Genomic DNA, 14300 nt, shown 5'->3' with positions numbered 1-14300 from the left:
TATTCCTTGTTGACACCCTTACTGACAAAGAAAAAACTGAAATCAAGTCAGGATAAGGGTTGGAGTGCTTACTGCAAAAATTGTTAAGAAAGATCCCTATAAGGGATAGCTTAATAAGGGGGGCATCTGACAACTTTTAACACCTACCTACTTAAGACAGACTCAGTTTAACATTCGATCGAACTTTGCCGCCGATCCCCGACCAATGACAGGGTAAGGGGGGTCTTCCCCTGACATTTGAGATAAAATCGATCTAGTTAAAAATTTAATTCCGAAACTATGTTCGACGCACTGGCCGACCGCTTAGAAGACGCATGGAAAAAATTACGAGGTCAAGATAAAATCTCCTCGGCCAATATACAAGAAACCCTCAAAGAAGTCCGGCGGGCTTTATTAGAAGCAGATGTTAACCTACAGGTAGTCAAGGGATTTATTGCTGAGGTCGAGAAACAAGCCCTCGGTGCTGAAGTTATTTCCGGAGTCAATCCCGGTCAGCAATTTATCAAAATTGTCTATGATGAATTAGTTAAAATTATGGGGGAAAGCAACGTTCCCCTAGCTCAGGCCGATAAACCCCCCACCGTAATTTTAATGGCCGGGTTGCAAGGGACAGGAAAAACCACCGCCACCGCCAAATTAGCCCTATATCTCCGCAAACAGTCCAAAAGCTGCCTGATGGTGGCCACCGATGTTTACCGTCCGGCGGCCATTGACCAATTAATCACCCTCGGTAAACAGATAAATGTTCCCGTCTTCGAGATGGGTTCTCAGGCTAATCCCGTCGATATCGCCCGTCAAGGTGTGGAAAAAGCCAAAGAATTGGGCGTAGATACGGTTATCATCGACACCGCCGGTCGTTTGCAGATAGATACCCAGATGATGGGCGAACTAGCACAAATCAAGAAAATTGTCAAGCCCGACGACACTTTATTAGTGGTGGATGCCATGACCGGTCAGGAAGCGGCCAGTCTTACCAACACTTTTCACCAACAAATCGGCATCACGGGGGCAATTCTCACCAAACTTGATGGCGATACTCGTGGTGGGGCGGCCCTATCAGTGCGGCAAATATCGGGACAACCGATTAAATTTGTTGGGGTTGGGGAAAAAGTAGAAGCTTTAGAGCCATTTTATCCCGATCGCCTTGCCAGTCGCATCCTCAATATGGGTGATGTCCTGACGCTAGTGGAAAAAGCTCAGGAACAGTTAGACCTAGAAGACGCGGCCAAAATGCAGGCCAAGATTTTAGAGGCTAAGTTTGATTTTAATGACTTCCTCAAACAGATGCGGCTGTTAAAAAATATGGGTTCCCTGGGGGGAGTCTTGAAGTTAATCCCCGGTCTGGGCAAACTGAGCGGTACAGACATCGAAAAGGGCGAAAAAGAGTTAAAACGCACGGAAGCGATGATTAATTCCATGACCACGGAGGAACGCGCTAACCCCGATTTATTGGCTAAGTCTCCTAATCGTCGTCGTCGCATTGCCAAAGGTTCGGGACATCCGGAAACAGAAGTTAACAAACTAATTACTAATTTCACCAGAATGCGATCGATGATGCAACAGATGGGACGGGGACAAATGCCCGCTATGCCGGGGATGCCCGGGATGGGTGGCGGAATGTTTGGGGGTGGCAATCAACCGGGGTTCCGAGGTCAAGGTGGCAGCCCGAAAAAACCGAAGAAAATCAAGAAAAAGAAAGGTTTTGGCGATTTATAGAGGCTAAAAATGTTGAAATCCAGAGCTTAAACTGAGGTTTCTACCATCGGCTAATTTTATCTCTCTCCCCGGGACAATTTGACCGATTATCGCCCCCTCTTCCCCCACTTTCTCCAGCAATTCTCTGGCACTGTCCGGGGGCAAACACAAAACTAACTCAAAATCTTCACCGCCGTATAAAGCCCATTCTAGAGCTTTTTCGGCTCCTACATATTCTTTCAGGGTTGGATGCAGGGGAATCCTCTCGATTTCAGCACCAACCCCACTACAGCGACAAATTTGGATGATAGCATCTGCTAACCCGTCACTGCTATCCATGCCCGCGATGGGAAATTGCTTGACAATTTTTTGTAAATGTGGTATGCAATCAAGTCTCGGTCGCGGCCGTTGATGAGCTTGGATTAATCGCTTTTTTTGGGCGGAATTTAAATTCCTGCCGGTTTCAGGGTGCAAGAGTAACTCTAATCCAGCCCGCGATAAACCGTGATAACCAGTAATAACGATACTATCGCCAACTTTTGCGTTAAAACGTCTAATTTCTTCATTTTTTGCCACTTGTCCCAGGGCGGTGATGCTGATGTTAATCTCCGTGGCCCGACAGACATCGCCACCGACGATCGCCGTCTGATATACTTGCAGACAAGAGCTAAGACCCCGATAGAGTCCTTCTAGCCAATCGATGGCTAGATTGGGAGTTAAAGCCAATCCTACCGTAATTCCCAGGGGTTCTGCCCCCATAGCCGCTAAATCGGATAAATTAGCCGCCGCCGCTCGCCAGCCCACATCTTCCGGAGAGGTGGTAATATCGCTAAAGTGGACGTTATTAACTAAAACATCAGTGGTGACAACGAGAGAGTAACCCTCTTTCAGGGATAAAATCGCCCCATCATCACCGATAATCTCCGCAGGACAATATTTTTGCAGAATCGGTAGCAATCCCTGTTCACCCAAGTCTTTAACGGTTAAATTCATAATTTCTGGGAATTGAACGATGCAGCTTCTAAAAAGTCTTTAGTTAAGAGGATTGGCGCTGATTTTTTCGTAGGCGCGATCGATAATTCCCCGACCGCGCAAAAAGCCGGTATTAGCCCCCGGACAAAGATAGGAGAGGGTTTCCGGACTAAAACGGTCTAAAATGGCCTTTTGCGATCGCAATTGCCGCAGCCAGTGGAAAGTTTTCGCAGTCTGTAGGGGTCGCGGTTGACCCTTGGTGTCGGGGAGAAGATGACGACCGGTAAATAAAACCCCCCCGTGACGGTTCCAGTAGAGACAGGAGGAGCCGGGAGAATGGCCAGGAGTCCAAAAACCGCTACAAGTGGGAGATAACTGGATTTGCTGCTGAAAAACGGTAATTTGACGGTGAGGAAGCAGATAAGCTTCCTGTTCCTGTAGAATAATCTCGCAATTAAGTAAACTTTGCAGAGAATCGCTCTGTTTCCCCTGACCCGCGCGATGGGTAAAAAATAGGTAACGGACACCCTTTTCTAGGAGAAAATCTCGCTCGCTCTCCTCACAGCTAGGACAATCCACCAGAATATTGCCGGTATTTTCTACAATAAGATAAGAGGTTCCCCCTAGGGTTTCCCGATTAGGCGAGAAAGCGTATAAACCTTCTAGAATTAATCGAGGGGGTTTTGTAGTTTTGCTAACCTCTAAAGGAGACGATTCGGTTTCCGATCGCATGGTTTGCCTATCCAAATCACAATCAATGCGGTTTATAACTTAGCACGATCGATGACCAGGCCGGCTGAAATTAGCCGCTTTTTATTCAAGAGAAAAGAGCCGATATGGAAATGTGGTTGTTATTAGGGATTCTTGGTGGTTTCACTTATTTTATCGTCAAGCGTAGCGTGGCCAAAGTCACGACAACACCAATATGGTTAATTTGGTTAGTCCTGATGACTCCGGCTCTTATTTGGACCGGCTGGACGTTAATCTATGGAGAGGATACCCCCATGCCGGCATTTTTGCTGTTCGGTCCTTTTGTGATCTGCCCTTTTTTGTATTGGTGGCTAGTACAGAAGGGTCGGGTTACTCCCCAAGAAAGCCCCCCATCACCACTGGAAAAAGCGAATTTAGTCCTAGAAAATATTGATAATCCTGCACCTAAAAATGATTTAAAACCGATCACTGCTGAAGAGGAAAAATCCCTACGAGATTGTTTTCCTTGGGGTGTTTATTATCTGCAAAATATCGATTATCGTCCCCAAGCAATTCTCTGTCGGGGCAAATTGCGAGCAGTTCCCGAAGAAGCTTATCAAGTGATTAAAAACAATGTGGAAAAGGTTTTTGGGGATCGCTTTTTATTGCTTTTCCAAGAAAGTTTTCAGGGACAACCTTTTTTCGCTCTTGTGGCTAATCCCTGGCAGCAAAAAACAGAAACCATAGAAACTGAAAAAGTTACTCGCCCCTTTCTTGCCCTGGGTTTATTGTTATTAACTATCTTAACCACCACAGTGGTCGGTGCGGGATTAAGTGGCATTACCGCCCAACAATTAGAAAATAATTCTAGTTTATTATTGCAAGGTTTACCCTACAGTTTGGGCTTAATTGCTATTTTAGGACTGCACGAATTCAGCCATTATTTGACAGCAGTTAAATATAAAATTAAAACTACTTTGCCCTATTTTATCCCCATTCCTTTCTTCCTCGGCACCTTCGGGGCTTTTATTCAAATGCGATCCCCTGTACCCACCCGCAAAGCTTTATTTGATGTGGCGGTGGCCGGTCCTTTGGGGGGTATAATTATCGCTATTCCTCTACTGTTTTGGGGGTTGTCCCTCTCGGAAATAGTTCCCCTAACTAATCAAAGCAGTTTATTAACTTTTCAGTCCTTAAATCCGCAGTTTTCTTTTCTCTTATCTATCGTAGCTAAACTAGCCCTCGGCAGTAATTTAATCGCGGGAAAAGCCATCCATTTACATCCTTTAGCGGTGGCAGGTTATGTGGGAATTATCGTTACAGCCCTAAATTTAATGCCCGTGGGTCAATTGGATGGTGGTCATATTGTTCACGCCATGTATGGACAGAAAACCGCCATAATTATCGGTCAATTAACTCGATTATTCATGTTTATTTTAGCCCTAGTGCAGCCAGATTTTTTACTCTGGGCGATTATTCTCTTATTAATGCCAGTCAGCGATCAACCAGCTTTAAATGATGTCACCGAATTGGATAATAAACGAGATTTATTAGGTCTATTTTCCCTGGCTTTATTATTAAGTATTTTGCTACCCCTTCCCGAAGCGGTGGCCCGTTGGTGGGGAATGTAAGAGACTGCATCAATCAACCTGAGTTCCGGGAAAATTATCGGTCAGTTAGGGAATAAAATCCCCATCTCCTACGTCAATGTGAGTTCGATGATCCTCACCCTCGATCACTTTAATCCACAAAGCTGAAGGCTGACAACCGCTCACAGATCACTGATATATGGTTCTCAAGGCTAATTCTCAGAGAAAAAAGCGAGTTTCTCTGAAAGGGAAGTTAGGCAAATCTAGGTTAAAATTGCTGGCTATTCCGCTAATTTTGGCGAGTTTAGGCTGGTTATACCACGATTTACGTCAGCAGTGGCTAAAACCGGAAGCGATTTTTGTTTTGGGAGGTCATGCCGATCGAGAACGTTTTGCGGCAAAATTGGCTAAGGAATATCCCGATCTACCGATTTGGGTGTCTTCCGGTAGTCCGCGACGATATGTGAAAAAGATTTTTAAAAAAGCGGGAATTTCTCCAGAACGTCTCCATCTCGATTACAATGCGCGAGATACTGTCACTAACTTTACTAGCCTAGCCGATCAACTGAAAGCCCAAGGTATTGATAGTGTCTATCTAGTCACTTCCGATAATCACATGAGAAGGGCGCGATTAGTGGGAGAAATTGTTTTTGGTAGTCGCGGAATTATGATTAAACCGGTGACTGTTCCCTCCCAATCACCCCCCGAACCCCTAGAAAAGTCCCTCAGAGACGGTTTTAGGGCAATATTATGGATAATAACCGGTTCTACTGGGGAATTTTGGCTAGAATCCGATTCTAGTTCCCATCTCCGATCAAAATAAAATTATCTTGACAAAATCACCCACTTTATGTTAAGCAAAAACACCATTTTCGCCATCCTATTGATTTTTGTGCCGCTATCGATCGCCGGTTCCCTGTTACACTGGGGCGGAACGGTAGTTTTTATCACCGCTTGTCTAGCCATTATCCCCCTAGCGGCCTACATGGGGGAAGCCACCGAAGCGATTGCGGTGGTGGTTGGGCCAAATATTGGCGGTTTGATGAATGCCACCTTTGGCAATGCCACCGAATTAATTCTCGCCTATGTCGCTTTGCGGGAAGGTTTTATCGATGTGGTAAAAGCGACGATTACTGGCTCAATTATCGGTAATTTACTCTTAGTTATGGGATTATCGATGTTTTTAGGCGGTTTACGCTTCAAAGAACAGGAATTTCAACCGATAACCGCTCGTTTAAATGCTTCAGCCATGAATTTAGCGGTGGTGGCGCTCCTTTTACCCACTGCGGTGGAATTTACCTCCACGGGAGTCGGGGAAGCAGTCCTGCAACGTCTATCCGTGGCCGTGGCAGCGGTGTTAATTTTCGTCTATGGTTTAAGTCTCTTATTTTCTATGAAAACCCACACCTATCTCTACGATGTCGGGATTGCCGGTATCGAGGAGGAAAGCGCCAGAGAAAGCACCGCAAAACCGAAAATCTGGTTTTGGTCTTTGATTTTATTGATCGTTACCATCGCTGTGGCCGTAGAATCGGAGTTATTGGTGGCATCCCTAGAGGAGGCTACGGAACAGCTAGGTTTAACGGCGCTGTTTACCGGGGTGATTCTTTTGCCTATTATCGGTAATGCGGCCGAACACGCTACGGCTGTCACCGTCGCCCTTAAGAATAAAATGGATCTATCGGTATCTGTGGCTGTCGGTTCCAGTATGCAGATCGCCCTGTTTGTGGCTCCGGTTTTGGTTATCATGGGTTATATTATCGGTCAGCCCATGGATCTCAATTTTAATCCCTTTGAGTTGGTGGCAGTGGCTGTGGCGGTGTGGTTAGCTAATTCGATTAGTAGTGATGGGCGATCAAATTGGTTAGAAGGAATGTTACTCTTAGCGACCTATGCTATCCTGGCCTTGGCTTTCTTTTTCCATCCTCTCACCGCTTAACGTTATCCCTTGCCGATATATAGACAATGACGGATGCTTTGGCTCAAGGGAGTGGTAAAACTGGCAATTTCGAGGATTTTACCGCCAGCTTTCCCTAGATTCTCCTCTAAACTCAAACTATCCTGCGCGGACCACTGACCACGATAGAGAATAGCGATTCCGGTCTTTTTCAGGAAAGGCAAAGCATAGTTAACACAGATATCCACATTACCTACCGCTCGCAAACAGACGATATCATAAGCACAGTTATGTTTAAGGTTTTTCCCGACGATTTCCGCCCGACCTAAACGAGTTTTCGTGTTATTTAACTCTAATTTGTCAATAACTTCTTCAAGAAAATTAATCTTTTTTTGGGTGGAATCCAAGAGAGTCACCGACCAATGGGGATATGCGATCGCAATTGGCAGCCCCGGAAACCCGGCCCCGGTCCCCAAATCAATGACTGACAGGGATTTTGTCAATAGATCCGGCCGGGATTTTTGTAACCAGGCTAAACCCGATAAAGAATCCCAAAGATGTTTTTCCCAAAACTCCTCTGGTTGGGTAATTCGGGTGAGATTAAAACGTTGATTACCCTCTAAAATCAACTCATAAAGTTGTTGAAATCGCGCTTGTTGGGCCCCATCGGGTTGCCATTCTAGGGTTTCTTGCCAAAGGTCAAATAATTCAGGAAGGATCATTAATTCAGTTATCAGTTATCAGTTATCAGTCATCAGTTATCAGGTATGAGGGAAGTGGGGAAGTGGGGAAGTGGGGAATTTCAACTAAAAACCCCAATACCCTAAAACCCTAAAACCCTAAAACCTCAAAACCCTAAAATCTCAACTATCTGTTTTTTCACTTTTTACTTCCCTCAAATGTCCTTGTTCAATTTTCCAGTGACGGTCAGCAATAGGCAATAATTCCCCAGCATCGTGACTAACTACTAATAAAGTCCAGTGTTGTTTGAGACTAGCAAGAAGTTTAGCCAATTGACGACGCATAGACCAATCTAAACCGGCCGTAGGTTCATCGAGAAGTAACAGATTAGGCTGCCGGATTAACTGGACAGCGAGGGATAAACGACGCTGTTGACCTCCACTAAGATTGTGGGGAGAAGTATCCAGAGGAATATTTTCTAATCCTACCTCCTTTAAGGCCGCCGTTAGGCGATCGCTTTTAATCTCCGGATGACCGAGACGCAACTCCTCAAGGATGGTTTTACCGCAAAAATGACGTTCAGGAAACTGAAAAACGATTCCTCCTAATTGTTGCAGGTGCAGCACCGTTAATTCTTGGTCGCGCCAGTGAATTGTCCCTCCTGTTTTATCGGCAAAGCCTGCTAGAATTTCCAAAAGAGTCGTTTTTCCGGAACCACTGGGGCCAACAATCAGACCTAATTCTTGGGGTGCTAATTCGAGATTAATCCCCTGTAAAATGGGATTGAGAGCAGCGGGAGGATGATAAACCACATCTTTGAGATAAAGCATTGACAGGAAAATAACTGGAAATTAAGTCTAGAAACCCGTTTCTATTGTGACAGATTTTTTCATTCGCTCAAGGAGACTTTTGACCATGGTGCTGAGGTTAGGTTTAACGAAAAAAATGGCGATCGGTGCTTCGCTGGCTGTTATGGTAGTGGTTAACTGGATTGGTCCCGGGTTGGCCGGAGATCCTTTCCGCAAAACCAATCCCCGAGCGATTGGTGATAAGACCGAGGCCGCTTTTAACGCTATTTTTAAACAAGGTAACTATCTAGAGGCAAAAAAATTAATTGTTGAGGCCACAGAAAAGGAACCCCAAGAACCTTTGTCCCATGCTATGCGTGCCTCTCTTGCTTTTACCGACCAGGATTGGAACACCCTCAAAACCTACTCCGAGAAAACTAAGGCAGCGGCCAAACAAATGCAGGACAGTGACCCTTTAAGGGGAAATTTGTATCTCGCGGTGGGGAGTTTTTTGGAGGGAACCTACGTTTTTCAAACCGAAGGAGCAGTATCGGCTATCCCCAGATTACAACAGGTGTTTCAGTATTTGGAAACCGCAGAAAAGGTTAATCCTACGGATCCGGAATTGAACCTGTTAAAGGGTTATATGGATTTGATTTTAGCGGTTAATTTGCCCTTTTCTAGTCCTCAAGAGGCAATTCAACGGCTAGAAACCTATGGGAGTCCTGATTACTTGGTCGATCGAGGTATCGCTCTAGCTTACCGGGATTTAAAGCAGTATGATCAGGCTTTGCAGTTTATCGATAACGCTCTGAAAGCGACCCCCGATAATCCAGAATTAATGTATCTGAAGGGTCAAATCCTGAGAATTCAAGGCAATACGGATAAAAATACTGGCTCTTTGAAACTGGCATTAGATTACTTTAATAATGCCCTGAAAAAACAGGAACAACTCCCCGAATCGGTCAAAAAACAGTTAAATCGCGAACACCGTAAGGTACAGGAGGAGATTAAATCCCTAGAAAACACCGCTAATCGTTAAAAAAAGCCTATTATCAGTTATCAGCTTCTGAAGGCAAGAGGCAAGAGGCAAGAGGCAAGGGGCAAATTTTGCCAAAACAGAAAATCCCCTCTTATGTTATATAAAGTAAAGGATTATTAAGCTTCGCGGAAGTTTATTAATTAAAGTTAAAAATATATTGACAAAAAAATTGGCTTGTGGTATAGAGCAGAATTTGGCTAAACCTCCTAGCTGATTTATTGTCAAGGGTTCACCTAAGTGTAATTGGAGATTTCATGACGGCAACGACGGATAAATTGCATGGGGAGTTGATCACCTCGATCGAGCCAGACTTTAAACTGAAAGATATTATTAAAAGCATTCCCAAAGAATATTTCCAGAAAGACCCAGTTAAAGCTTGGTTTGGTGTGATTACGAATATTTTGGCGGTCATTGCGGGTTATGCAATGCTAGTTTATTCTCCCTGGTATTTACTGCCTTTAGCTTGGATTTTCACTGGTACAGCTTTAACGGGATTCTTTGTGATCGCCCATGATTGCGGTCATCGGTCTTTTTCTAATCGACCCTGGGTTAATGATCTTGTCGGTCATATTTTCCTATTACCGCTTATCTATCCCTTCCACTGTTGGCGTTTCCTCCATGATCGCCATCATGCTAAAACTAACATGGTAACGATAGATAATGCTTGGGATCCTTGGGAATTAGAAGCTTTTAACTCGGCCAATCCCCTAGTGCGTCTCTTTTATCGCGGCATTCGCGGACGTTTCTGGTGGCTCGGTTCGATCGCCCACTGGGCTATTCTACACTTCAACATCGAACAATTCAAAGAGAACGAACGGGAAAAAGCCCGCTTTTCGATGATTGTCGTCCTAGTTTTTGCCGCTATTTTTTTCCCAACCCTAATTTTCTACACTGGTGTCTGGGGGTTCGTTAAATTTTGGGTGGTGCCTTGGTTTGTCTATCATTTTTGGATGAGTACCTTTACCCTTGTCCATCACACAGACCCCGATATTCAATTTTCCTATCCCGAAGAGTGGAATCAAGCTTTAGCGCAACTAGAAGGAACAGTTCACTGTAGCTATCCCCGTTGGGTAGAAATTCTCTGTCACGATATTAATGTCCATATCCCCCATCATATCTCGACGGCGATTCCTTCCTATAACCTCCGCAAAGTTCACGCTAGTCTCAAAGAAAATTGGGGTAGTCACCTAAAAGAAACTGAGTTTTCTTGGCCATTAATGAAACGAATTGTTGATTATTGCCATATTTTCGACTCCGAAACCGCATACAAAACCTTTAAGGAAAGTCGCGGTTAAATCAGTTATCAGTTATCAGTTATCAGTTATCAGTGGGTAAGTTATCAGTGATCAGATTTGAGTTTTAAGTGACAGTATTAAATCGAAGTTTTCTACTGTCTTTTCACTGATTACTGATTACTGTTTACTGAAAAAAGATTACCAGGAACCGCGTTTACCATTGGGCATCACTGTTAACCAATTGGTTTTTGCTAGGACGATTTGTTCTCGATTTACTTGAGCATCAGAGAGATTGGCACCGCAAAGATTAGCGTTTTTAAGATTAGCGTGGCGAAGATTGGCTCCAGTGAGATTCGCCCCGCGCAAATCGGACTCTTCCAGGTCTGCATAACCGAGATAGGCATTATTTAAATTGGTATTTTTGAGAATCGCTTGACTGAGATTAGCCCGGCCCAAATCCGCATTGGACAGATCCGCCCCTTGTAAATTAGTTCCTGTTAATTTGCATTGAAAGAAATTTACCCGCAAAAGTTGTACTTTAGACAGATTGAGATTCGATAATTCCTCCTGGGCAAAATTGCGCCGGCCGTTATTGTAAGCATCGAGAATCGCTTTTTCATCTAAGCGGCGTTTTCTCTTCGGTAAGGTTATATCTGGGCTGCTGTGGTCTTTGTTTTTAGATTGTATATTTGTATTGGTTGTTGAAAAGGCCATCTGCGCCCCCGGCAGATTATCTGGAGAGGCCTCTGGATTTTTATTTTTGGGGCGAAATTTAGAGTTGAGAGAGCCAGAAACGAAGGAAGTGGCTATTTGACCTGAATCTTGTGGTGGTTTCGGGGAAGTAACCATTGGAGCCGCGATTAAACTTTGGGCTAGACTATCGGCATAAGCGGTCATGTCTAAAGCATCCATTACCTCTTGGGCGGATTTGTAGCGATGACGGATGGAGACTTCCAGCATTGTTTTCAGGACTTTAGCAAACTGGGGACTCACCTTGACTAATTTTTCCCAGAGTAATTCACCTGTATTGACATCAACTTCGATAGTCTTAGGAGATCTGCCCGTGAGTAGATAGATACAGGTAACTCCCACGGCATAGATATCACTGGCATAGACTGGACGCATGGCCATCTGTTCGGGAGGGGCAAAACCTTGGGTACCCACGGCAAAATTAGTGAAAGCATTTTGAGAATTGACATTGGCAATAACAGTGTTAACTTGATTTTTGACAGCCCCAAAGTCAATCAGAACCAATTTTCGATCCGTTTGCCGAAGAATTAGGTTAGCGGGTTTGATATCCCGATGAATTACCTTTTGTTTGTGGATATATTTCAAAATCGGCAAAAGTTCACTTAAAAACTGTTTGACTCCCGCTTCGCTAAACGGGCCACGTTTTTTTACCTCTTGGTAGAGGTTATGACCTTTAACGTATTCCTGAACTAGATAAAACCGTTGATTATCTTCAAAATAGTCCAATAATCGGGGAACCTGCGGATGAACCCCCAGTTTTCCCAGGGTTTCCGCTTCTCGCTCAAAAAGTTCCTTGGACATCTGAAAAATATTAGCATCATCACTGCAAGGTCGCAGTTGTTTGACCACACATAGGGGGGTACCTGGTAGGGACAAATCCGATGAGACAAAGGTTGCCCCAAACCCTCCTTTCCCTAAAATGCCTAGAATTTGATAGCGGTTGTGCAGAAGCAGTTTTGAACCGCAACTCTCGCAGATTAACGCTGTTGGGGCGTTTTTCGGTTGAGGACAGTCAGGATTAAGGCAGTAGGTCATATAGAGTCACCAGTTGACCGATACTTTTTTGCTAAGACAGTTCAAAAATGCACCCTCAGAGATTCTCCTCAAGAGGAGGTATCTCCGAAAGTCCAAAACCAGAGGCCTGAAACATTCAAAGCGCCTGTAACGCTTTTTTGTGTCATTGCTTAGTTAACGCAGGAGCAACTTATCAAGATGGCGTTTGCTTGCTAACTGGGATTTTTACCTAAACCCTTCCAGCTTACCACAGATTTTAAAATTGGCTACTTGTGCCAATTGTCAACTAATGTTAGCTTTTCTTGATAATTCATCATCCCTAATCACTTTTTTACTTTCATCAAAGCGGCCCGGGCCTGTTCGCGGTCATCGAAATGGATTTTTTCCGTCCCCAAAATTTGATAATCTTCGTGACCTTTACCGGCAATAATTACTCCGTCTCCCGGTTGTGCTGCTTGAATAGCCGTGTCAATGGCCAAAGCGCGATCGCTAATTACCTGCACAGTAATTTCTGGGGGAATGCCAGCGATAATATCCTCAAGGATTGCTTCAGGAGACTCTGTGCGGGGATTATCCGAGGTAACTATGGCTAAATCTGCTAATTCTGCCGCTATTTTCCCCATTAACGGTCGTTTTGTCCGATCTCGATCGCCGCCACAACCAAAAACACAAATCATCCGACCGGAAATAAAGGGTCGGGAAGCTTTTAAAACATTCTCTAAACTGTCGGAAGTATGGGCATAATCGACAATGACGCTGATATCTTGGTCGGGAGCGATGCTAACCCGTTCCATCCGCCCCGGTACTCCTGCAAATTGGGGAATTTGGGCGATTACTGTCTCTAAATCTACACCACATTCTAACACTGCCGCCACCGCCGCCAAGAGGTTAGCTAGATTATATTGACCCACTAGAGGAGAAGCAAAGGCTATTTCTCCTTGGGGAGTCACCATCACCCCTTCCACTCCCGTGGGTTGATAGTGTAAATCTTTAGTATAAAAATCGGCATTAGCATCGGACACACTATAGGTTAAGACCTGTTGGGGAGACAGGGAGGCCGCTAAACGTTGACCATAGGCATCATCAAGGTTAATAATCGCCTTACCTTGCAGATAATCGGGACTAAATAATTTAGCTTTAGCGGCAAAATAATCCTCCATGTCGAGGTGATAATCGAGATGGTCCCGGGTGAGATTAGTAAACACCGTCACGGGAAAAGTACAACCCTGTACCCGTCCCTGGGCCAGTGCATGGGAACTAACTTCCATGACGGCGATTTCATTGCCGGCGCTCACCGCTTCGGCTAAACTGGCTTGTAACTCGTTAGCGAAAGGAGTGGTATGATTAGCAGTCTCTTGGAATCCTTGCCAACGGGTGTAAAGAGTCCCGAATAAAGCGGTGGGAATCTTTGCTTGGCTGAGAAAATATTCAATTAAATGGGTGGTGGTGGTTTTGCCGTTGGTTCCCGTCACACCGATTAATTTTAGGGTTTGGGCAGGATAATGATAAAATTTAGCAGCGATCGCAGCAGTAGCAGTAACTAAATCTGCCACAACGATTACGCAAGCATCCTCCGGGGGGGGAAATTTAGCAGCGGCTGCCGGGGAGATAAGCGCCGCTAGGGCCCCGCTTTCCAAAGCGGAACGCCAAAATTCGCCGCCATCGACGCGAGTACCGGGTAAACCGATAAATAAATCTCCCGGTTGACAAGCATGGGAATTGGTGGAAATTCCTGTAATCTCGGTTTCTAAAGCGATAGGAGAAGAAATCGGGGAAACCAGAGGGATAGTTTTTAAAAGTTCTTGTAGTTTCATAGTCAGGATTGAATCTAGGGATTGCTGCTTTTAGATTAGCCGATTATCAAAGAGGTTCCTAGGCCGAAGTGGGGGTGTGGGGCGTGGGGTGTGGGGTGTGGGGTGTGGGGTGGGGGGGGTGGGGTGTGGGGTG

At 44.9% G+C, this 14300-nt stretch carries 12 protein-coding genes; 6 read left to right on the top strand and 6 right to left on the bottom strand.

The window, feature by feature from the left end; translation table 11 throughout:
* Nucleotides 1-279 precede the first annotated feature (279 nt).
* The gene (ffh, locus tag IM496_RS04525) at nt 280-1716 is read left to right on the top strand and encodes a signal recognition particle protein (RefSeq protein ID WP_004268212.1); all 1437 of its coding nucleotides are present in this window, start codon (nt 280-282) and stop codon (nt 1714-1716) included.
* Nucleotides 1717-1719: 3 nt separating this feature from the next.
* On the opposite strand, the gene thiL is transcribed toward ffh, so the two are convergent.
* Nucleotides 1720-2688 carry a thiamine-phosphate kinase gene (gene thiL / locus IM496_RS04520; protein WP_287661346.1) on the bottom strand — a complete coding sequence of 323 codons (969 nt, stop codon included), beginning with the start codon at nt 2686-2688 and terminating at the stop codon, nt 1720-1722.
* Between the two features lie 39 nt (nt 2689-2727).
* A complete protein-coding gene (locus IM496_RS04515) occupies nt 2728-3399 on the bottom strand; it encodes an MBL fold metallo-hydrolase (RefSeq protein ID WP_287661345.1) in 672 nt (223 codons plus the stop codon).
* 104 nt (nt 3400-3503) lie between these two features.
* Here IM496_RS04515 and IM496_RS04510 point away from each other — a divergent pair, with 104 nt between their 5' ends.
* The 3 genes from IM496_RS04510 to cax all read left to right on the top strand — a co-directional run bounded on the left by IM496_RS04510 (nt 3504) and on the right by cax (nt 6885).
* On the top strand, nt 3504-4988 hold the full coding sequence (locus IM496_RS04510) for a site-2 protease family protein (protein ID WP_194014261.1): 1485 nt from the start codon (nt 3504-3506) through the stop codon (nt 4986-4988).
* Nucleotides 4989-5145: 157 nt separating this feature from the next.
* On the top strand, nt 5146-5769 hold the full coding sequence (locus IM496_RS04505) for a YdcF family protein (RefSeq protein WP_287661344.1): 624 nt from the start codon (nt 5146-5148) through the stop codon (nt 5767-5769).
* A 27-nt stretch (nt 5770-5796) separates the two neighbouring features.
* On the top strand, nt 5797-6885 hold the full coding sequence (gene cax, locus IM496_RS04500; protein WP_287661343.1) for a calcium/proton exchanger: 1089 nt from the start codon (nt 5797-5799) through the stop codon (nt 6883-6885).
* A 2-nt stretch (nt 6886-6887) separates the two neighbouring features.
* Here the strand turns inward: cax and rsmG are convergent, their stop codons facing one another.
* Together rsmG and IM496_RS04490 are read right to left on the bottom strand one after the other, a co-directional pair.
* Nucleotides 6888-7565, bottom strand: a complete 678-nt coding sequence (gene rsmG, locus IM496_RS04495) for a 16S rRNA (guanine(527)-N(7))-methyltransferase RsmG (protein WP_287661342.1) — start codon at nt 7563-7565, stop codon at nt 6888-6890.
* Between the two features lie 141 nt (nt 7566-7706).
* Nucleotides 7707-8354 (bottom strand): ABC transporter ATP-binding protein, encoded by a 648-nt coding sequence (locus IM496_RS04490; RefSeq protein ID WP_104397988.1) that lies wholly within the window; start codon nt 8352-8354, stop codon nt 7707-7709.
* An 85-nt stretch (nt 8355-8439) separates the two neighbouring features.
* Between IM496_RS04490 and IM496_RS04485 the strand changes: the two genes are divergently transcribed.
* Together IM496_RS04485 and IM496_RS04480 are read left to right on the top strand one after the other, a co-directional pair.
* Complete coding sequence (locus tag IM496_RS04485; RefSeq protein WP_287661341.1) at nt 8440-9354, top strand: Sll0314/Alr1548 family TPR repeat-containing protein; 915 nt, start codon at nt 8440-8442, stop codon at nt 9352-9354.
* Nucleotides 9355-9608: 254 nt separating this feature from the next.
* The gene (locus IM496_RS04480; protein ID WP_194014268.1) at nt 9609-10649 is read left to right on the top strand and encodes a fatty acid desaturase; all 1041 of its coding nucleotides are present in this window, start codon (nt 9609-9611) and stop codon (nt 10647-10649) included.
* Between the two features lie 138 nt (nt 10650-10787).
* Here IM496_RS04480 and IM496_RS04475 read toward each other — a convergent pair whose 3' ends face one another.
* Nucleotides 10788-12374: a serine/threonine-protein kinase gene (locus IM496_RS04475; RefSeq protein ID WP_287661338.1), complete on the bottom strand. Its 1587-nt coding sequence runs from the start codon at nt 12372-12374 to the stop codon at nt 10788-10790.
* 302 nt (nt 12375-12676) lie between these two features.
* Complete coding sequence (locus tag IM496_RS04470) at nt 12677-14167, bottom strand: UDP-N-acetylmuramoyl-L-alanyl-D-glutamate--2,6-diaminopimelate ligase (protein ID WP_287661336.1); 1491 nt, start codon at nt 14165-14167, stop codon at nt 12677-12679.
* Between the last annotated feature and the right edge of the window lie 133 nt (nt 14168-14300).

It is taken from the genome of Microcystis sp. M049S2, assembly GCF_020245625.1.
Taxonomy (GTDB): Bacteria; Cyanobacteriota; Cyanobacteriia; order Cyanobacteriales; family Microcystaceae; genus Microcystis; species Microcystis ichthyoblabe_A.
The sequence above is the reverse complement of the archived record's forward strand: the minus strand, read 5'-3'. Positions and strand labels throughout refer to the sequence as shown.